Genomic DNA, 21,512 nt, shown 5'->3' on the forward strand with positions numbered 1-21,512 from the left:
CTGTTAGATGTACCATTAACTCTCATGAATCTGAGTAAAAAAAGGATTAAAAAATGATGTTACGGAAATCGGATTGGCACCCAGCAGATATCATAGCAGCCCTACGAAAACGGGGAACAACACTTGCTGCTATTTCTAGGAAGGCAGGGCTTAGCTCATCGACTCTTGCAAATGCGCTGTCCAGACCTTGGCCTAAAGGAGAATGGATTATTGCAAATTTTTTAGGTATACACCCATCAGAAATTTGGCCTAGCCGCTATTACGACTCAATGACTGGGGATTTATTAGAAAGAAAGGCGAGAGAGAAAATAGAGCACGAAGAAAACGCGATATAGCAGAAACATAAGTTTCTATTAAAAAATCCATTGGTACGAATAATTAATGAAACTAAATAATTCACCCAAGCCATTATTAATATATCTTTAGTTATGAAATCACTTTAAGAAAAAGTTTTCATTATATTGAAACAGATACACTTAGCATAAAATAAAAGGGTTGAGTTGCATCAAGGCAACCCAACCCTTATTTATGAATGAATCATTAAAACAGCATTAGCCATTAATGAATTTTTCACCAAGCTCGATATCCGCTTTCAATACCTCTAACATCTCATTCAGTGCTTTCTCTTCAAACGCACTTAATTTACCGATTGGTAAATGTTTTTCGATGCCATTTTTGCCTAATAATACAGGTTGAGCGAAGAAACGAGCGTGTTCACCGTCACCTTCAGTGTAAACACATTCAACAACGTTGCTTTCGCCTTGTAAACCACGGATAAGAGATAAGCCCAAACGTGCAGCTGCTTGGCCCATGGACAGAGTTGCTGATCCGCCACCCGCTTTTGCTTCAACAACTTCAGTACCCGCGTTTTGAATACGCTTAGTCAGAGCTGCAACTTCTTCATCAGTGAAGCTAACACCTGGAATTTGAGATAATAATGGCAGAATAGTAACGCCAGAGTGCCCACCAATAACTGGCACTTCGATTTCGCTTGTTTTCTTGCCTTTCAGTTCAGCAACAAAAGTATTTGAACGAATGATATCAAGTGTTGTTACACCGAACAGACGATTTTTATCGTAAACACCTGCTTTTTTCAGAACTTCAGCCGCGATAGCCACTGTCGTATTCACTGGGTTAGTGATAATACCGATCAGCGCTTTCGGGCAAGTTACTGCGATTTGTTGAATAAGATTACGTACAATGCCTGCGTTCACGTTGAATAGGTCAGAACGGTCCATACCCGGTTTACGTGCAACGCCCGCAGAAATTAATACTACATCCGCACCTTTCAGTGCTGGAGTGGCATCTTCACCTGCGAAACCAACAACTTTAACGTCTGTAGGGATGTGGCTTAAATCTGCGGCAACACCTGGAGTTACTGGTGCGATGTCGTAGAGGGAGAGTTCTGAACCTGCTGGGAGCTGGTTTTTGAGAAGAAGGGCTAGAGCCTGACCGATACCACCTGCTGCACCTAGGACTGCAACTTTCATTCTAAAACTCCTTAATTGTACTTTAAAAATATGAATTCATCTGACTACGCACTAAACACATTACTTATAAAAAACAATTCTTTAACAGTTAGAGAGAAGTGTTAACGCGAGATAAATTACCGACTGAATGACACCATTCTAAACAAATTCCTTATCTGTTAATGAGATAACGGACACTTTTTTAACAAATAGTTTTTATTGCTATTGTCTTTAACCCTAAGCACAACTTTATGTGTTATTTTTTCCATCTCAATCATGTGATTTAACAAAAATAAAACATATTTTAAGATGAAACTTAAGGCGCTTTTAAGTTAAATTTTGAGCCATTAATTTAAGATAGAGATAAAAATCAGACTGCAAATTCCTCTTTTAAATCGGCCATTAAATCATCAAAAACCAATTATCTTGCATAAAAATGCAGTTTTACGCATAATGCAACTCAATTTAATACCAAAAGATGGGTTAATTATGCGCACTGTGTCGAAACAAGAAGACTTGGTAAAAGCTTTTAAAGCTCTCCTGAAAGAAGAGAAATTTAGTTCACAAGCTGAGATTGTGGTTGCTCTTCAAGAACAAGGCTTCGAAAATATTAATCAATCTAAAATTTCCAGAATGCTAACCAAGTTTGGTGCGGTTCGAACCCGTAACGCAAAAATGGAAATGGTGTATTGCTTACCAAGCGAACCTGGGGTACCAACTGCGACGAGTCCACTCAAAAATTTGGTACTGGACGTTGATTATAACCACTCAGTTGTTGTGATCCGTACAAGCCCTGGTGCCGCTCAGTTGATCGCACGCCTGCTAGATTCTCTAGGTAAAGCTGAAGGGATCTTAGGCAGCATTGCTGGAGATGATACGATTTTCTCCACACCAACCAATGACTTCACAACTCGTGAGCTGTACGAATCCATACTAGTCTTGTTTGAACAAGAACTTTAGCCCTTTTGAGGGATTATCTCGAAACCTAAAGAGGGAAAACCGTGTTATTTGAAATTTTAAGAAATATAATTCATTACGGTTTTCACTTTTTAGTTCCTTTTCTGTTTGGTTATCTATTCTGGCGAAAAAATTGGAAGTTAGCAGCATTATTGATGATCGCAACTATGACGATCGATTTAGATCATCTTCTAGCTGACCCTATCTTTGATCCAGATCGCTGTGGTGTTGGCTACCACCCAATGCACACTATTTGGGCTGCAATTGCCTATGTGGTGTTATTTTTCTTCCCATCATGGAAACTAAAAGCAATTGCCGTGGGCTGCTTATTCCACTTATTTACCGATTCAGTAGATTGCTATATGGGAAGTATAAAGAAAGAGATGCAAACAACGGTGCTAAGCTGTTCGGGATTACCCGATCGGGCAGATATTGATTTACCACCACAGCGATAAAAATTGAAGCCCTAACAGAGTGTTAGGGCTTTTATTCTGATTACTCTTCAGGTTCAGCTTGTGCTTTCTTTTTCAGACCATCCAGTAATTTTTCGTGAATACCACCAAAACCACCATTACTCATCACTAAAATATGGTCGCCCGGCTGAGCCGTGTCGATCACCATATTTGCCAGAGTATCCACATCGGCATGCCAATGCGCAGGTTGTACACAATGCTCAGCAATCTCAGTCACCATCCAAGGAATATTCGTTGGTTGGAATAAGAAGACTTCATCCGCACGACCTAATGCCGGTGCGATATCATTCTTATTGATGCCCATTTTCATGGTATTCGAACGTGGCTCAAGTACTGCGATAATCCGTGCTGTTCCGCCGACCTTGCTACGTAATGCTTCTAACGTCGCTAAAATAGCAGTTGGATGATGAGCAAAGTCATCATACACACTGACATCATTTTCAACACCACGTAGTTCAAGACGGCGACGAGCATTGATAAATTTATCCAATGCCAAACACGCTTCTTTTGCAGGCACACCAACATGATGCGCCGCTGCAATTGCCATCAAACCATTTTGAATATTGTGATTACCCACTTGAGACCAATTCACTTCCCCAACTTTTTGCTGCTGATAATGCACTTCAAAGCGGCTGCCATCGTGGTTCAGTTTCACGGCCTGCCATTCACCGTGTTCACCCACCAGTTCTTGTTCACTCCAACAACCCATATTCATGACTTGCTTGAGATTATTATCACTGTCAGGCATTAAAATTTTCCCGCTAGCAGGAACAAGACGAACGAGATGATGGAACTGTTTTTGAATTGCCTCAAGATTTTCAAAGATATCCGCATGATCGAATTCAAGGTTATTGAGGATCAACGTTTTCGGGCTGTAATGAACGAATTTTGAGCGCTTATCAAAGAATGCACAATCATATTCATCGGCTTCAATAACAAAGAATGGGCTATTACCAATCTTTGAGGAAACATCAAAATTACCCGGAACACCACCAATCAAAAAGCCCGGTTCATAACCACAATCTTCGAGGATCCAAGCCAGCATTCCCGCAGTCGTTGTTTTTCCATGAGTTCCCGCAACGGCCAATACCCAACGTTCAGGAAGCACATGGTCATGAAGCCATTGTGGTCCTGATGTATATGGTAAACCTCTTTCTAAGACGGCTTCTACACAAGGATTGCCACGCGTCATTGCATTACCAATCACCACCATATCCGGAGCAGGATCTAGCTGAGCAGGGTCGTAACCTTGAATCAGTTCAATGCCTTGCTTTTCAAGCAATGTACTCATTGGCGGGTATACGTTCGCATCGGAGCCTGTCACTTTGTGTCCTAAAGAACGAGCCAAAATTGCCAAACTACCCATAAAGGTACCGCATATGCCTAAAATATGTATGTGCATTATTTTTCATCCAATAGCATGAGGTTTATCACTATTCTACTCATCAATCACAGGTTTATAAATGTATTAGCCTATTAATCTTTTTTTTATTTAGATAAACTCCTCGCCCAAGGGTACAATACGCCCCGCAAACCTCTGTCAATTTTATTCAGGACCTTCGTCATGAAAACATTAGGCGAATTCATCGTCGAAAAGCAACAAGATTTTTCTCATGCAACAGGTGAACTGACGGCATTACTGTCAGCGATCAAACTGGGCGCTAAAATTATCCATCGCGATATTAACAAAGCTGGACTCGTTGACATTCTCGGCGCTAGTGGTGTTTCGAATGTACAAGGTGAAGTTCAGATGAAGCTTGACCTGTATGCAAACGAAAAACTGAAAGCGGCTTTGAAAGCTCGCGGAGAAGTCGCCGGTATCGCCTCTGAAGAAGAAGATGACATTGTCATTTTCGAAGGTGACCGTGCAGAAAACGCGAAATATGTCGTTTTAATGGATCCATTAGATGGTTCTTCGAATATCGATGTAAACGTTTCCGTTGGTACAATCTTCTCAATTTATCACCGTATTACGCCAATTGGTCAATCGGTAACTGAAGAAGATTTCCTACAGCCTGGCCACCGCCAAGTTGCTGCAGGATATGTGGTTTATGGCTCATCAACCATGCTGGTATATACAACAGGTTGCGGTGTTCATGCGTTTACTTACGACCCATCCTTAGGTGTATTTTGTCTTTCTCACGAGAAAGTAATGTACCCAGCAGAAGGAAAAATGTATTCCATTAACGAAGGTAACTATATCAAGTTCCCTATGGGCGTTAAAAAATACATAAAATACTGCCAAGAACAAGACGAAGCCACAAACCGCCCATACACTACGCGTTATATTGGTTCTTTAGTTGCAGACTTCCACCGCAACTTATTGAAAGGCGGTATCTATATTTACCCTAGCACTGCAAGCCACCCAACGGGGAAATTGCGCCTACTTTACGAATGTAATCCAATTGCATTCTTAGCTGAGCAAGCTGGCGGTAAAGCAAGTGATGGTACTAACCGTATATTGGATATTATTCCAAGCAAACTGCATCAACGTGTACCGTTCTTTGTCGGAACAAAATCCATGGTTGAAAAAGCAGAATCATTCATGAGTGAGTACCCAGACGCAGAATAACCAAACTGACTGTTTGAGCTGAAGGCGAGATTATCTCGCCTTTTTTGATGTAATTTCTTTCCAACTAGTGAGTTTTGCCTCTCTTTGCGGCTATAATAGCCTCCACGTTATTTTAAGCACTCATAAGGATACATTTTAATGGGCCTGAACAATGTACCGGCAGGTAAAGAACTGCCAGAAGATATCTACGTTATTATCGAAATTCCTGCTAACGCTGATCCTATCAAATATGAAGTTGATAAAGACTCTGGCGCACTGTTTGTAGACCGTTTCATGTCTACTGCAATGTTCTATCCATGCAACTATGGTTACATCAACAACACATTGTCTTTAGATGGTGACCCAGTTGACGTATTAGTCCCAACTCCATACCCATTACAGCCAGGTTCTGTCATTCGCTGCCGTCCAGTTGGCGTTCTGAAAATGACTGATGAGTCTGGTGAAGATGCGAAATTAGTGGCTGTCCCACACACTAAATTAAGCAAAGAATACGATCACATCAAAGATGTGAATGATATTCCTGAGCTGCTGCGTGCACAGATCACTCACTTCTTTGAACACTACAAAGATTTAGAAAAAGGTAAGTGGGTTAAAGTTGATGGTTGGGAGAATGCAGAAGCTGCTAAAGCTGAAATTATCGCTTCTTTCGAACGCGCTGCTAAAAAATAATTAGTCCTCTTCATCAAGATAGATGAATGATAAAAAGTTCTGGCAAATGCCGGAACTTTTTTTTTGCTTAAGATCCTATTAAAGCGCCCCATTCACAAAAACATTACTTTTAGTGATATATATCGATTAAAACAGAACGTAACGCGGACAAATGAAACTAAACGCCAAATAATATTTAAATACTGAATTTATATATTAGGTTTAATTAAAAATGCGAAATATAAATAAATAAAAAAACAATTTTAATAGATTAAAAATCTGTGACAAACCTAGCAATATATAAATATATTTTATTTTAAAAAACAATCTTTTATTTTATATATTTATATAAATATCAATCAACTAAGCAATTAATTTCATAAAATAGTTACTTAGTTGATCATTTAAATAAATATATATTCAGGTGTAGAGTATTCCCATAAATCATTAAATTCATAAATGTAAATGGGAGTCAATGATGGACCAATCTGAACTCATCGCTCGCCATAGTGCGAATCAATTAACCTCTGAGTTTGAGCACCAATATCAAAATATCGTGGCGAATTTCTTTAGCCGTGATCCTAAAAAATGGCCACTTTTTAATGATCCCCAAGTTCAGGCTATTACCCAATTCCGTAAAACGGTTTTAGCGGATAGCCAACTGATCCATCACTATCCTAATGGCGCTGATCTACTGAGTCAGTTAAATAGTCAAACCCACGTTCAGCAACATATGAATTTTCCAGGAGCTCAACAAGATAACTTGTTAACTTTTGCTTCTGCACTGTGTAAAAACTGGGAGAACCCACTCGCCGTTGAAAATGTCATCGCCATGCCATCTGATCCCGCTTTATATGGCTCTATGCTAGGACTTTTAGGCAACCCAAACATGGTTTACTGTGAATATTCTGGCGTAGCAGATACCATGGAAAAAACCGTCATCAAAAAAATGGCCAACTTAATTGGCTATGATGAAAATCAAGCCTCGGGCCTGTTCACCCAAGGCGGTACCATGTGTAACTTATATGGCTACCTATTTGGGATCCGCAAAACGCTAAAAGATTCAAAACAGCTGGGCATGTCTGTTGATCAAGATTATCGGATCATCAACTCCCAAGGCGGCCACTATTCCAATATGACCAACCTTTCCTTGCTAGGCGTAGATATTCAAAATAAAACCATTCGGATTAAAGTCGCCTCAGATAACACTATCGACCTACACGATTTAGAGCAACAGATCCGCGCCTGTTATACCGTTCACTGTAAAATCCCAGTCATTTTATTGACCGCGGGAACCACTGACACCTTTGGTGTCGATGAAATCAAGCAGGTTTATGACTTAAGAAATCGCTTATGCGACGAATTTGAAATTAACGATAAGCCCCATATTCACGTCGATGCCGCAGTTGGCTGGCCAATTATTTTCTTTATTAACTATGATTTTAATAACAATCCATTAGCGATTAACGAAGCCACTTTATTTGGTTTACGCCATACGGTAGAAAAATTTAAGCAGCTAAAATATGCCGATTCGATAACTATCGATTTCCACAAATGGGGTTATGTTCCTTATACCTCTAGCCTAGTCATGGTACGTAATGGTGATGATTTTAAAGCTCTTGAGAACTCACCGGAAAACTTCACTTATTTTGAACATGATCTTGAAGGTCAAACTCACTTACAATCGACAATCGAATGTAGCCGAAGTGGGGTGGGAATCTTTGGAGCTTATGCAGGGCTACACTATCTCGGTATCGAAGGTTACCAAACAATCATTGCCCATTGTCTACAAAACGCAAATTATATGCGTAACCAGTTAATTGAAATGGAAAATGCAGCTGTTATGGTTCCTCAAAATCAAGGACCGAGTGTAGGATTCCGGCTATATTCGCCTAAATTACAGGCTGATCCCCAAGCTATTTTTGACTATGAGCTAAGCTGTGCTAGCGATAAAGCCGCATATGAAACCATGATCCGTAACAGTAAATGGCACCGTAATATGTTCTTAACTCGGGGGAAATCAGGCTTGTTTACTAACTGGGTAGATTCTATCGCTTGCTCAACCTACGCTGAACATAACCGATTTGCCTATATTCCTGGGGAGAAAGCTGTATTTATGAACCCGACGACAGAGCGTCATCACATTGATGCATTTATTCAGATGCTCAAGGAAATGAGCCAAGCTTAACAAAAGAAAACGCCGGTAAGGTTTCCCTCTGCCGGCGTTCGTTCACATTGCTAATGACTTAATTAATTTTCTTCATGTCGTTTAAGCCAATCACCACTTTTAATGTGGCGTAAACCTTCCACTGAGTGTTTGTAGAGATAAATCCACGCATTACCATAAGGTGTAGGAACTAACTCACGTTCATAATCCTGTGAGTTTTTCTTTAGTTCATCTAACTCCGTTAAGATTGAAGGGTTGATTCGATAAACTTCACACTCGATTGCCCCTCCGCCTTTAACAACCGCAGGATAATATCCGAGATCATACAACTCATAACCTTCTAGCTTATGCTCACCTAGCAGCTGAGCATAAGTCATCCAGTGATGATTGCCTTGCTTTTGCCTTAAACTGCCATAAACGATTACACGCATATATTAAAACTCAAATTGGTAAAGGAGATCTAAAGCCTGATTAACGCCAGAAATTGCTTCCAAATACAATTTTGGCATTACCCTATAACGTAAAGTGAGCGTCGCTAGTGAATCAAATATGCCAACTCCATACTTAACTTGCAAGTCGTTCGTAATTTTCCCACTAACAACCACTTGGGAACTATCTCCAACACCTTGGGTATCTACCGCCAGCTCAGACACACCAAATGTTTCGCCAATCTTACCGACCAACTGACCACTTTGGGCAACCCCTAAGCCAATCAACATAGAGGTCATTTGTGAACCATTAGCGTCACCACTATCCAATCCTTCCCCTCTTAACAAATAGGAAAGAGCTTCTTGCTGGGTTTTTGATGGCTCGGAGAAAATCTCCACCTTAGGTTTATCGGCTAATCCCGTCACTTTTACACCAGCAATCACATCATCTGCCGTATTTTCTGGATTACGAATCGCTTCTAAATTTAAGAATGGCTGATCCGCAGGCCCAGAGAACAGAATTTGACCTTTACGAACGATCAAGTCTTGCCCGTAAGCGCGGAAACGTCCTGATGGAATATCCACTTGCCCGTTAAGACTCAACCCTTGCTTGTCTTGAATGACTTTCAGCAAGCCGGTCAAACGCGCTTTTAACCCAAAAGCATCCAAGCGAACATCATCACCAATCTTGATATTTAAATTGGTTTGTATAGGAATTGACGCCTCTTTCGGATTAATAGGTTTTAAATCTTTATCCAACATCACCACATCTGACGATGCACTGACCGCAGACTCTGGTAATTCTTGTACCGTAATTCGAGCCCATGGAATTGTCACGCTACCATTGAGAGTCAATAAATTCGGAGAGGCTTCTAACACCAAATCAGGTTGAACATCAATTTGAATCATCGGTGGCATTGCGACGCGCAAGTTAGTGCCCTTCGCCATCACTGTCGCACGCCATGCATCGATATTGCGCCAATCTGCATTTCCATCAACATTCAGGAAGCCGTCTGGCGTCTTGATTTGCCCAGTCATCACCGAACTGGTTCCGTTAAAATCAATACCTAACTGGCTATTTTGAATATCAAACGGGATCATCGCAGATTTAAGTTCTAAACCGGATAAAGAGACATTGCCGTTCATCAATGGATTATGAGCTGAACCACCTAGTCGTAAATTTGCATTCAAGTTGCCATTAGCGACTTCTTTTTCCCCTAACAACGGTTTAAGTAAGCCCAGTGTAATATTATTAATTTCAATATTACCGCCTAATATGCGTCGTTTTTCGATATCCGTGACCTGAACATGACCTTTGAATTGCCCATTCTTTTCAATTCCCAACAACCATTGCAGATCTGCCTTGCCATTTTTTAATGCGGCACTCAGCGTTAGAGTGTCAAAAGCAATAGGTAAGCGGGCTCCATCCACAAACTGCACGACTTTAACGCCATTACCGTTTAGGTCAACTTTCACTTGTGGCAGGCTACTATCTGCTTTCCAAACCGCATTCGCTTTACCCGTGAAAACGCCATTAACGCGAGTATCACTCGGCATAAACGGTTTAATCATCGCAAGGTCAAAACGCTCTAATACAATATCGGCACTGCCGCTTTTACCCGCTTTAACCGGTTTTGGTACACACACCCGAGCATTCGGGTTAACCCAGCAGTGGGAGCCAATCACAACTTCTTGTGTATGATTATTGTAATTGAGGGACATGGCTTGATTCAGTCGCCATTCACCCACTTCGGTATCAAATAACGTATTATTTAAGTTACCTTTCCAAATCTCAGTTTGACGATCAAAACTACCTGCTAGCGCTAGCTGACCAGAAACGGGCTGCCCTGTGACATTCAGCTTGAGGGTATGTTGTTTTTCACTGCCTTTTGCGTCGAGAGTTAGGTTGCTTATCGCTAGATCGGCTTGACGTAATTGGCGAATCACCACCGACAAATCACCTTTAATTTGGTCACCTGTCGCAACGTTTCCTTTGATAGTTGCATTTTCTACCGTCAAATCTTGCCATCTCACACCGCGAGCCGTGATATCTGCAAGCGCTTGAGGGGCTTTCAAATCCCCACGGAGTTTTAAATCCCCAATAATCACGCCGCCCAATCCAGGCACTAAGCCATTCAGTGCTGGCGCATTAATTTTTGCATCCAAATTCCATTTTTCAGCTAAAGAGCCTTTTAAATCAATGGTATTTTTACCCAGTGCTAAGTTAAAGCTTGGAATGTCCCATTGACCCGCAGCGTTACCTTTAGCTTGCCCACGAGCCTTCAATATGTGCTGTTTAACATTACCGTTTAAGGTAATTTCAGGAATCTCTAGCTGCCAGCTTCCCCCGTACAAACTACCTCGGGTTGCAATTTTACCATCGACCTTGGCTGGCCATTCTGGATACTGTTTCGCTGTATTAATACCTGACAAAGTCAGAACCATATTCCAGCTGATCGCTTTACTCCAATCCGCAATACCAGAAATATCGGCATTACCCTGTAGAGCCGATAAACGTAAGCGAGTCAGATTGATATGTTCTTCATTTCCCTTGGCATCTAGTAATAATTTTGAGGGTGGAAGGTCTTGCCCTGTAATAGCCGAACGTAATGAAAGATCATAACTGGATGGTCGACCATTCAGTCGTAAACGTGTTCCATCGAGTTTATATTGGCTTTCCCCCACCAATGGCCACGTTAATTTTTGGCTTTCAAGAGTCAGTTCAATAGGAAAGTCAGCCTGAGAAAGATCCGTTTGAGCATCTAATTTAGCGTTCACGGGGCCATTAAGGTTTAAAGCCAGCTTAAGCTCCTCAAGTAAGCCACCTTTCAGAGATAAATCGAGTTTTTGCCCACTAAGATCTTCTAACCGACTTTCACCAATAACGGATAATGCAACAGGCCATTTTTCTGCAAGGGAAATCGATCCTGAAATAGCGACTTTTCCTTGAGGCGCATCGACATTGAGTTGTTTTAATAATACGCTTTGACCACTATTCTCTAATTTCAAATTCAGGCTATTAATAGTGACGTCAGTGTCACCTTTTAATTGGAAATTAGACGCATGAATTCCTTCGACATTCAAATCGACAGGAAGAATAATCTCGGGAAGTTCGGCTAATAAGGGTTTTGAAAACAGCGCTTTGAGTTCTTCACCCAGTGGTTTTTGTTCTTCAATCGGCGCTTGAGGTACCACAGGCTGTACAGGAGTTTCCACTGTAGGTTCTTCGCTAACCGGTAAGCTTATCGCCAAATTGATAATGTCGGTTGGAATAATATTGATAGCTTTCTGCTGCCAAGTGATCCCGGTGGCAAACTTATCGAGATCGATGACAGTACCATCTACATTGACGTGAGTATTCACTAATGCTAATTGGTTTAGGCGAATGGTAAGAGGCGCGTTCAGTTCCGTTAATGGCTCAGACGGCGGAGCCTCTTCCGATGGTGGAAACTGGCTAGTATCTACATTGACTGTCACCGTATCTGTCGAAAGATCATCAATACATACTTCACGGCTGGTCAGGCATTTTAAACGCCATGCTAAATGAATTTTCTTCGCATCTACATCAATACCCGGCATTTGGTATTTCACGCCAGACAGGGTTAAATCCTCAATCCCCCCATCAATGGACTCGATGGTTAATTCAGGAACTAACCGAGTTGCTGTATTTAAGGCAAAATGTAGACCTGATTTGGTACCCAGTACCCAATACAACGCACCAACAACCAGAACTAATAGCAATAAAATGGTTATTGCTATCCATTTTAACCATTTCATCCACTTCATAGTTCTGTCCCCAATCCGATGTAAAACTGAATTTTATTATTATCTGGATCACCAATTGGCTTGGCTAAATCAAACTTAATCGGTCCAACAGGAGAGACCCAACGGATCCCTACACCAGCACCGGTTTTAAAATCGCTATTTTTAAAGTCATCAACCGCTTCACCACTATCAATAAACGTCGCTCCCCACCAGTTACCGGTGAAGTTATATTGGTATTCCACGGATCCTACTGCGAGCTTGGATGCCCCAGTTAACTGACCTTTATTATCTTCAGGAGAAATTTTCTGATAACCATATCCACGAACACTGCCATCCCCACCCGCGAAGAAACGTAAGTCTGGAGGAATTTTGTCAAAATTATTGGTTTCTATCCAACCTATATTGCCACGTACAACGAAGCGATGCCCTTCCCATGGGGTACGGATCCACACGTTTTTGGCTTGCAATACCATGAAATCAACGTTCGAGCCCCAAATCTTATTGGAGTAATCAATCGAATAACGCTGGCTATCACCCCATGTTGGCATAACCCCGCCCTTTTGGCGGATCCGACTCACGTTAGCCCCCGGATATAGCAGCATCGTGGTATTCGTCACGTCGGCTTGGGTAAAGTTACTCAGCATCCAGCGCATATTCACGCCGTATTGCCATCCCTTGGAGTAATCCCAGTTACGAGAAACGTTCAATGTCGTGGTATTCGACTGAGTATCGTTTAAGTCTGTGCGTTTAAAGCCCCCTTGAATCGCATAATATTGTTCAAGTGGATTAGCTTTCAGTGGGATTTTATAGCTGGCATCGATTAATTGTTCTGGCTGGGATAGGCTGATACTAGAGGTTAAACTCTGCCCCCGAGAGTTAATCCACGGCTTATTCCACGTCGTCTTCAGTCTAGGTCCCACATCGGTAGCATAACCACCACCCAGCTCAATAAAGTTTTGCGCTCTTGGGCTCATGACCCCAGCCATTGGCAATAAATCAGTATGCTCTGCACGCGCTTTGCGAATATCGGGTGTGACTAGCGAAGAGTTAAACCAGCCAGTTGATGCTAATCTTTGGTTATATTCAGCTAGCTGTTCGGAAGTGTAGTATTCGCCTTCTTTAAATGGCGACATGTTTTCAAGGTAATCCTCACGAATCTGTGATCCCTCAAAAGTCAGTTTGCCAAAACGGTAACGCTCCCCACTATCAAAATCAAAATCCCAATAAGCGGCGTGATGGTCAACGGAAATACCTAATTGGCTTTTTTCCATCACGGCATCAAAATAGCCTTTACGAATAGCTAAGCTACTGAACTTACCTTTAAAATCCTCGTATTCACCATCATTTTGGACCGTGCCATATTTAGGGGTATTGTTCTTGATCATTTTGGCGTAGTCAGGGTCAGTTTTGGCTCCGCCCTGTAACTCTACGTTGACACCCTGCACAAGAATAGGCTCACCGGGAATGACTTTTGCAGTCAAAATGGAGCGGGCAGGCGGCTTTTTTTCTTCATAACTAAATTCAACCGTCGGGTCATAATAACCCAGCGGTTTTAATCCTTCGCGAATCGCTTTTTCTACTCGAGCACGAAAACGCCCATTTGCAACCACTTCATCTTGTGAAATATTAGAAAGTTGAATACGGACGTTCTGATTGAGCTGCCCTTCAAGCCCTTCAATATTAAGGCGTAGATTTGCAGCAAATGCCGCAGGTACCGCCGCTGTTAGGCACAACATACAAAGGGTTAGATATTTCGACACGCCTGCTCCTAGGGTGATAGATAATTTGACTTATTACTGAATAACGGCTTATTTTGAGTAAAATGAATCACTGATACAAGTTTTTATCCCAATTTTTACTTTATTTCTATATTCACTGTATTTAGGAATCGCTATGTCTTTTAATCAATTTCAGTCCGTTAATACGCCACAGACCCTACCCGGTCGACAATCGACTATGGCGGTGTCACCTTACCATGCAGTGAACCATCATTCGATTGAGATTACTCCTAAGAATATGGAAACCCTCTATTTTGCGATGGGCTGTTTCTGGGGAGTGGAGCGACTATTCTGGCAGCAATCAGGGGTATATTCCACTTCAGCAGGCTATTGCGCTGGAAGTACACCAAACCCAACGTATGAAGAAGTGTGTTCGGGGTTAACGGGCCATACTGAAGCCGTTCGAGTGGTATTCGACCCGGCGGTTATCAGTTTATCCCAGTTATTGGCGCTATTTTGGGAAAATCATGACCCCGCCCAAGGCATGCGTCAAGGTAACGATATGGGAACACAATACCGTTCGGGGATTTACACAACGACTGACGAACAGTTCCAACTTGCTGTTGAAACTCGTGATGCTTATCAACGTGCGATGGCGGCACAGGGCGATCATCGTTTGATCACTACTGAAATTCAGCCTATCGAGATGTTTTATTTTGCTGAAGACTATCACCAACAATATCTCTACAAAAACCCCAATGGTTACTGTGGGTTAGGTGGTATTGGTATTTGTCTACCCCCAGCTTGACACTGTTTTCGCCCTAAATACAATCTCTCATAAATTCGAGCTATCCCTAAGCACCGATAGCTCGAATGGTGACGAATGAACAAAGCTGGTGCTATACTAAACAAGATACCTACCAAAACTTATCAAATTGGAATATTCATTACGTTGCCTTTAGGAAATTCTGAATACAACATTCGCCCCCTAGAGGATTGGATAATTTATGCTAAACAGTTTATTAATCGTACTTTTATTATGTGCAATTAGCGCATTTTTTTCGTTGTCAGAAATTTCATTGGCAGCATCTCGTCGCATCAAACTGAAACTGATGGCCGACGAAGGCAATATTAACGCCGCTCGCGTTCTAAAATTACAAGAAATGCCGGGCAGGTTCTTTACCGTGGTACAAATTGGTTTAAACGCGGTTGCTATTTTAGCGGGTATTGTGGGTGAGTCTGCTTTTTCCCCTGCACTGCAACAATTTTTCATCAACTTTCTCTCCCCTTATTGGGCTCAGCAGTTTGCCTCTATTTTGTCATTTATCATTGTGACCAGCTTATTTATCTTAGTCGCAGACCTCACACCCAAACGTATTGGCATGGTTAAGCCCGAAGCTATCGCTATTCGTATTGTGAACCCAATGCGCTTTTGCTTAGTCGTTCTCAGCCCATTAGTTTGGTTCTTTAATGGCTTATCCACCTTAATTTTTAAAATATTTAAGCTGCCTATCGCGCGTAATGAAGACATTACTTCTGACGATATTTTTGCGGTCGTTGAAGCCGGTGCTGTCGCGGGTGTTTTACGTAAACAAGAACACGAATTAATTGAAAATGTCTTTGAACTCGAATCACGTACAGTCCCCTCAGCAATGACGGCACGTGAAAGTATCATCTATTTTGATAGGGACGAGTCTGAAGAGAGCATTAAGCATAAAATTTCAACCCAACCACATTCTAAATTCTTAGTCTGCTCAGGTGATATTGACCACATTATCGGCTATGTCGATTCTAAAGAGCTCCTGAATCGCGTACTGAATGGGCAAAGCCTAAGCTTGCGTGAAGGTGTACATATTCAGAATACCTTAATGGTTCCAGATACACTTTCGTTATCGGATACCTTAGAAGCCTTTAAAAATAATGGGGTAGATTTCGCCGTAGTTCTTAATGAATATGCGCTCGTTATGGGGATTATTACCATTAATGACGTCATGATCACGTTGATGGGTGACTTGATAGGTCCAGGGCAAGAAGAGCAAATTGTTGCCCGTGATGAAAACTCTTGGCTGGTTGATGGCGGAACCCCGATTGAAGATGTTCAACGGACTTTGGATATCGATGAATTTCCTGATTTTAGTAACTATGAAACCATCGCTGGCTTTATGATGTATCGCTTGAGAAAGATGCCAAAACGCACCGATTATGTGAAATATGCAGGTTATAAATTTGAAGTGGTCGATATTGATAACTACAAAATTGACCAGCTGTTAGTCACTCGGATTACTGCAACGCCATCGCCGGTTGTTGTTCAAGCCGGAAGTAATGAAACGGCTGACGCTAAATCACAGACTAAAAACTCTCATTAATCGCGAAGCCGTTTCTATGAACACGCCACCTAGTGTGGCGTTGTTATTCTTTAAGGTAATTAGCGATATCTAAAACACGCTAATTGCCTTTTATCCCAACTCAGTCCTCAATAATACCACTTGCTTATTGACTTCATTCATTACGCTATAGTGAGTCTTATCACCGATTTTCGGTGGCAAAATCTTCCCATTATTAAATTCGAAAGCTCCAAAATCCTTAATATAGAGCCTACCGCTGAATAGTGTTTTCACATAAAGAGCAATTTTCGATGGGTTGTAATGCTTAAAAATTTTCATTAGAACTTCTCTCCATTTTGTTCCGACGATATTGAGTGCGACATATCGCTCAGTAATCATAGACTAGAAAATTTCGTTTTGGTTCTAACATTGCAAATTTATTCAAAAAACTGACATAAGATGACACTGTAAACTCGCTGCATAATCATTAATAGACATTATATTTATGCTGAATTTTACAAAAATGTTAATTTTTAGCTTGCAACTCATCCGATGAGCTATGCTATAACTATCCGTGCAAAAAACACTCATACACCAATAATGACAAAACGACCTCTAAAGGCATCCCTATGATAAGAAAATTTATTCTATTAGCCTGTTTACTTGGGTTATCTTCAACCGCACTTGCAATTAATATTCAATTAAATCAACCCGTCCCCGCCGTTTCTGTCTCAGATAAAGGGGAATTAGTTATCAATAATGCAGGAAAATTTGTCTACCAACCGTGGCGTAGCCAACAGTTGATAGGCAAAGTTCGTACTATTCAACATATTGCAGGTCGTTCTTCCGCTAAGGAGCTGAATGCCCCACTCATTGAAGCCATTAAGCAAGCAAAACTTCCCCACGATAGATATCAAACCACCAGCATCATCAACACAGACGACGCCATTTTCGGTACTGGTGTATTTGTCAAAAATAGCGTTGAAGACAGTAAAAAAGAGTTCCCATACTCACAGTTTATTGTCGATGCCGATGGCTTAGTAAAAAATGCATGGGGTTTAGCGCCAGAAAGCTCAGCAATTATTATTTTAAATAAACAGGGTAATGTGCTGTTTTATAAGGATGGTGCTCTAACACCTCAAGAAATTAATAAAGCGATTAGTGTATTAGTGGCTGAATTAGAAAAACAATAGGTAAGCTTGAGGGAAGTCATTCCGTTAATATTGAAATGCTTCTGTGCACAAAATGAGTCGGCGCACAGAAGCTTCTTAAGATATACCGGTAAGTATCGAGAATGCTTTAGAGAAATAATATCTTATTACGATTACATTTCAGCTAATTATGCTACCAGCGTCTTAATCAAGATTTTGCATAAATCAGGTTGTTTTATGCACTCCAACTAATTAACACCCTAAAACCACCCTCTTGAACATTTTCAAAAGCCAACGATAAATGATGCAATTGAGCAATTCGTTTCGCGATCGATAACCCTAAACCACTGCCTGTTTTTTCTTGCCCTGGTGGGCGATAGAAGCGCTCCCCTAAACGACTTAACACCTCGGGAGTCACGCCAAAACCATCATCCTTCACTTCTAAATAGTCACGATGCAAGTTGACTTCGATTCGACCAGGTTGTTTGCCATATCGAATCGCATTATGGAGTAAATTCCTCAAAAGCACGCATAACAGTAATTGCTGCCCTTTAAATACGGGGGGCTCATCAGTAATTGTAATATCAATGGTGACCTGATTGGCTTGCGCCTCTGAAGCGATATCCCTCACAGCAATTTCAATTAGCTCTCCCCAAGAAACATCACTGAGATCCTCTAACTGATTGGACGATTCTAAGCGTGACAGTGTGAGTAATTGATCTACCAGCCGTGTTGCGCGATCAATCCCTTCTGAAAGATTCGCCACAGCATGCTCTCGAATGGCAGGATCATTACCCGCGATTTGTACTACTTCAGCTTGAACTTTCAATGCCGCTAAAGGGCTACGTAATTCATGTGCCGCATCCGATGTAAATTGTCTCTCACGTAAAAACATCTGGTTTATTTTTTCAAACAAACCATTTAAGGAGTCAAGGATCGGTTTCGCTTCATTGGGTATAGCGGGTACCATCACCGCACCTAATTCATTTGGCTTACGCAAGCGTAATTGTCGGGCAACATCTTTTAATGGTTTCAATGCACGAGTTAATAGCCATAAAAAAACAATCAACATAATCGGTAAAGCAACCATCCAAGGCACAAACTGCGCCACCATAATGCTGGTTGCCATATCTTGTCGATATTCCCACTCTTGTCCCACTGCAATAATATGTTGTCCATCAACGGACTTTAACCAGACAAAGCGCCAACGGTCATTACTTCCCTTGAGATTGCCTTCAGCAAAACCTTCTCGCTCAAATTGGAAAGCAATTTTTCGCCCATTGTCCCCATCATTGAGCAGCATTTCTCCACTAGGATTAAAAATCGCAAATGCTAATGCATCATCATCTTGGCTACCGCGATTTTTGCGTAGCAATTTTTTAGTTTTACTCAATGAAGTTTCTGGGGAGTCCAAATCTGAATGCAGCACGGATAGACGCTTTGCAAATACCATTTGCTGAGTATCAAACAATTCATTAATCGTTTTATAAGTTTGATACCACGCAAGGGAGCTGGCAATACCCCATGTCATTAACGATAAAAGAAGTAACATCAACGTGAGTTTTAATCTCAAGCTAAATGTTTTCATCACGCATCCCCTAGCCTATAGCCAACACCATGAACAGTTTGAATAAATTTAGCGCCCAATTTACGTCTAAGATGATGGATATGAACTTCAACCGAGTTACTCGATACTTCCTCATCCCAGTTATAAAGCTTTTCTTCAATTAGACTACGGGACAATATTTTTTTGGGATTGTGTAAAAACAGTGACAATAAGGCTAGCTCTTTCCCTTTGAGTTGTACTGGCTTTCCTTGGCAAGTCACTGTCATTGCCTGTGGATCCATTTCCACATCCCCATGAATTAAGGTTGGAGATAACTGCCCACTGCGCCGACGAATGAGCGCCTGCAAACGAGCAGCAACTTCCATTAAGGCAAAGGGTTTACACAGATAATCATCCGCACCTTGCTGTAATCCTTGAACTCGCTGATCCAGTGCATCTCGAGCAGTTAAAATCAATACTGGCTCATCACGACCTTCTTTACGCCAATATTTTAAAATATCCATTCCATCGATATTCGGAAGAGAAAGGTCGAGAATAACGGCATCATAAGGTGCATCAAATAAGGCTTGCTGCCCTTGCTTGCCATCCATAAACCAATCCATCGTGAAACCCAGTTGTGTTAATCCCACTTTTAAACCATCACCAATTAATCGATCATCTTCCACTAAAAGAATGCGCATTGTTACCTCCCCCTCGAATATTGTTATATTTATCCTATAAAATGAGCCATGACCAGCTACGATCGTGTAAATACAAAATATATATTTTTTATTTGAGTTCTTAAGATTCTGTTAAGATTTTCTTGATTAAATACATCCCGTAAACCAAATATCAGGTTCCTAACGGAGAAATAAAATATGAAAAAGCTACCTTTGATTACTTTAGTTGCTGCCCTCGCTACCGCCCCTGTTTTTGCTGCTACTGGCGGTTTCTCAGGCCCAAGTGACATTAAAAATAACACAGCACAAACCACACAAACTCAAGCGGGTGGTTTTTCAGGTCCAAATGTCAGTGAAACAACCGTCGCAAAAGCCCTTGATATGGCTGATGACAGCTGGGTAATCTTACGCGGTAATATTGTTAAGCAATTAGACCGTAAGCATTATGAATTTACCGATGGCACTGGCACTATGACCATTGAAATCAGTGACAAACGTTGGAATGGTTTGAACGTAACGCCAAAAGATAAAGTCGAAATTCGTGGTGAAATTGATAAAGACTGGAACTCTAAAAAAGTTGAAGTAAAACAAATCAATATTATTAAATAATCATCGTCACCTCAAAAAGCCAGCAGAATTCAAAGCCTGCTGGCTTTTATTATTTTTTGCGCATTTTCTGACTATTTTCCCTTTCCATTTATAGTGTTAAATTAACTCCACCTTTCCTCTTTCTATAACACTTATTCATGAAACAGCCCCAAGTTCGAAATATCAGTGAGAAATTACTTTCCGATAATTGGTACATTCTCAAAAAATATACCTATGAGCTACAAAGGCATGATGGTAGCTGGCAGCAACAATCTCGAGAGGTTTACGACCGAGGCGATGGTGCCGTTATCTTGTTATATAACAAAGTGAAAAATAGCATTATTCTTATTCGCCAATTTAGAATGCCAATGTATGTCGCTGGGTACCAACAATTGTTGGTTGAAGCCGCTGCAGGTTTATTGGAAGGAGCATCACCCGAAGCCAGAATTATTGCTGAAGCCGAAGAGGAAACTGGATACCAAATTAATAATATTGAAAAGGTATTCGAAGCGTTTATGAGCCCCGGTTCGGTGACTGAAAAACTCCATTTTTATATCGCCGAATACAGTGATAAAGACCGTCACAGTGAAGGTGGTGGACTCGCTGATGAAGGTGAAGATATCGAAGTCATGGAATGGTCGTTTCCTGATGCTTTCAACGCCATAAAAAGCGGAGATATTGTGGATGGAAAAACCATTATGCTCATCCAACATCTCGCTATTAGTGGAATTTTAAACATAAATCCCTAATTGCATTTAGTGGGTGAAATTATCTTATTTCGCCCACATTAAATCATCATAAAAAGAAATTTTCGGACTGTTATTCATATCCTATAAAATTTATTTTTATCAAATTACAATTTATTACATTATCAATTAACGAGCATCATAACTAGATAAACAAAAGTATGAAATAAAGATTAAACTAAAAATAAAGTACTATCTATCAATATATTGATTTACAACGCGAATGAAGCGTAATCCATCATCAAAATAAAGCCATCGGTAAAGAATAATTTATCAAAAT

General features: G+C 41.0%; 19 protein-coding genes. 11 read left to right on the plus strand and 8 right to left on the minus strand.

Features of this window, described 5'->3' with window-relative positions; genetic code table 11:
• Positions 1-53 precede the first annotated feature (53 nt).
• Positions 54-335 (plus strand): helix-turn-helix domain-containing protein, encoded by a 282-nt coding sequence (locus tag EL244_RS16385; RefSeq protein ID WP_006814523.1) that lies wholly within the window; start codon positions 54-56, stop codon positions 333-335.
• A gap of 216 nt (positions 336-551) precedes the next feature.
• On the opposite strand, the gene mdh is transcribed toward EL244_RS16385, so the two are convergent.
• Complete coding sequence (gene mdh, locus EL244_RS16390; RefSeq protein ID WP_126462335.1) at positions 552-1,490, minus strand: malate dehydrogenase; 939 nt, start codon at positions 1,488-1,490, stop codon at positions 552-554.
• Between the two features lie 468 nt (positions 1,491-1,958).
• Between mdh and argR the strand changes: the two genes are divergently transcribed.
• Both argR and EL244_RS16400 read left to right on the plus strand, forming a co-directional pair.
• Positions 1,959-2,429, plus strand: a complete 471-nt coding sequence (gene argR / locus EL244_RS16395) for a transcriptional regulator ArgR (RefSeq protein WP_039854857.1) — start codon at positions 1,959-1,961, stop codon at positions 2,427-2,429.
• 41 nt (positions 2,430-2,470) lie between these two features.
• A complete protein-coding gene (locus EL244_RS16400; protein ID WP_126462338.1) occupies positions 2,471-2,881 on the plus strand; it encodes a DUF6122 family protein in 411 nt (136 codons plus the stop codon).
• Between the two features lie 40 nt (positions 2,882-2,921).
• Here the strand turns inward: EL244_RS16400 and mpl are convergent, their stop codons facing one another.
• On the minus strand, positions 2,922-4,301 hold the full coding sequence (gene mpl / locus EL244_RS16405; RefSeq protein WP_126462341.1) for a UDP-N-acetylmuramate:L-alanyl-gamma-D-glutamyl-meso-diaminopimelate ligase: 1,380 nt from the start codon (positions 4,299-4,301) through the stop codon (positions 2,922-2,924).
• A gap of 162 nt (positions 4,302-4,463) precedes the next feature.
• Between mpl and fbp the strand changes: the two genes are divergently transcribed.
• The 3 genes from fbp to EL244_RS16420 all read left to right on the plus strand — a co-directional run bounded on the left by fbp (position 4,464) and on the right by EL244_RS16420 (position 8,307).
• Positions 4,464-5,471, plus strand: a complete 1,008-nt coding sequence (gene fbp / locus EL244_RS16410) for a class 1 fructose-bisphosphatase (RefSeq protein ID WP_006814528.1) — start codon at positions 4,464-4,466, stop codon at positions 5,469-5,471.
• A 138-nt stretch (positions 5,472-5,609) separates the two neighbouring features.
• Positions 5,610-6,140, plus strand: coding sequence for an inorganic diphosphatase (gene ppa / locus EL244_RS16415; protein ID WP_006814529.1), 531 nt, complete (start codon positions 5,610-5,612; stop codon positions 6,138-6,140).
• A 457-nt stretch (positions 6,141-6,597) separates the two neighbouring features.
• Entirely contained in the window at positions 6,598-8,307 is a 1,710-nt protein-coding gene (locus EL244_RS16420; RefSeq protein WP_112837451.1) for a pyridoxal phosphate-dependent decarboxylase family protein, read from the plus strand.
• A 62-nt stretch (positions 8,308-8,369) separates the two neighbouring features.
• On the opposite strand, the gene EL244_RS16425 is transcribed toward EL244_RS16420, so the two are convergent.
• The 3 genes from EL244_RS16425 to tamA are packed head-to-tail and all read right to left on the minus strand — an operon-like array spanning position 8,370 to position 14,239.
• A complete protein-coding gene (locus EL244_RS16425) occupies positions 8,370-8,717 on the minus strand; it encodes a gamma-glutamylcyclotransferase family protein (protein ID WP_006814532.1) in 348 nt (115 codons plus the stop codon).
• Positions 8,718-8,720: 3 nt separating this feature from the next.
• Positions 8,721-12,500, minus strand: coding sequence for an autotransporter assembly complex protein TamB (tamB, locus tag EL244_RS16430; RefSeq protein WP_126462344.1), 3,780 nt, complete (start codon positions 12,498-12,500; stop codon positions 8,721-8,723).
• On the minus strand, positions 12,497-14,239 hold the full coding sequence (tamA, locus tag EL244_RS16435; RefSeq protein WP_126462347.1) for an autotransporter assembly complex protein TamA: 1,743 nt from the start codon (positions 14,237-14,239) through the stop codon (positions 12,497-12,499). The genes tamB and tamA overlap by 4 nt, the downstream gene beginning before the upstream one ends.
• 133 nt (positions 14,240-14,372) lie before the next feature.
• Between tamA and msrA the strand changes: the two genes are divergently transcribed.
• Complete coding sequence (gene msrA / locus EL244_RS16440) at positions 14,373-15,005, plus strand: peptide-methionine (S)-S-oxide reductase MsrA (RefSeq protein WP_126462351.1); 633 nt, start codon at positions 14,373-14,375, stop codon at positions 15,003-15,005.
• A 199-nt stretch (positions 15,006-15,204) separates the two neighbouring features.
• Positions 15,205-16,563 (plus strand): polyamine export protein PaeA, encoded by a 1,359-nt coding sequence (gene paeA / locus EL244_RS16445; protein WP_126462353.1) that lies wholly within the window; start codon positions 15,205-15,207, stop codon positions 16,561-16,563.
• A 90-nt stretch (positions 16,564-16,653) separates the two neighbouring features.
• On the opposite strand, the gene EL244_RS16450 is transcribed toward paeA, so the two are convergent.
• Positions 16,654-16,860, minus strand: coding sequence for a DUF1107 domain-containing protein (locus EL244_RS16450; protein ID WP_039854865.1), 207 nt, complete (start codon positions 16,858-16,860; stop codon positions 16,654-16,656).
• Positions 16,861-17,150: 290 nt separating this feature from the next.
• Here EL244_RS16450 and EL244_RS16455 point away from each other — a divergent pair, with 290 nt between their 5' ends.
• A complete protein-coding gene (locus EL244_RS16455; RefSeq protein ID WP_126462356.1) occupies positions 17,151-17,714 on the plus strand; it encodes a YtfJ family protein in 564 nt (187 codons plus the stop codon).
• 193 nt (positions 17,715-17,907) lie between these two features.
• Here the strand turns inward: EL244_RS16455 and qseC are convergent, their stop codons facing one another.
• Complete coding sequence (gene qseC, locus EL244_RS16460; protein WP_126462359.1) at positions 17,908-19,260, minus strand: quorum sensing histidine kinase QseC; 1,353 nt, start codon at positions 19,258-19,260, stop codon at positions 17,908-17,910.
• Positions 19,260-19,919 carry a quorum sensing response regulator transcription factor QseB gene (gene qseB, locus EL244_RS16465; RefSeq protein ID WP_126462362.1) on the minus strand — a complete coding sequence of 220 codons (660 nt, stop codon included), beginning with the start codon at positions 19,917-19,919 and terminating at the stop codon, positions 19,260-19,262. Before qseB ends, qseC begins: the two co-directional genes overlap by 1 nt.
• A 177-nt stretch (positions 19,920-20,096) precedes the next feature.
• Between qseB and EL244_RS16470 the strand changes: the two genes are divergently transcribed.
• Together EL244_RS16470 and EL244_RS16475 are read left to right on the plus strand one after the other, a co-directional pair.
• Complete coding sequence (locus tag EL244_RS16470) at positions 20,097-20,507, plus strand: YgiW/YdeI family stress tolerance OB fold protein (RefSeq protein ID WP_006814542.1); 411 nt, start codon at positions 20,097-20,099, stop codon at positions 20,505-20,507.
• A 137-nt stretch (positions 20,508-20,644) separates the two neighbouring features.
• Positions 20,645-21,235 (plus strand): NUDIX hydrolase, encoded by a 591-nt coding sequence (locus tag EL244_RS16475; RefSeq protein ID WP_006814543.1) that lies wholly within the window; start codon positions 20,645-20,647, stop codon positions 21,233-21,235.
• Positions 21,236-21,512 lie beyond the last annotated feature (277 nt).

The sequence above is a fragment of the Providencia rustigianii genome (assembly GCF_900637755.1).
GTDB lineage: Bacteria > Pseudomonadota > Gammaproteobacteria > Enterobacterales > Enterobacteriaceae > Providencia > Providencia rustigianii.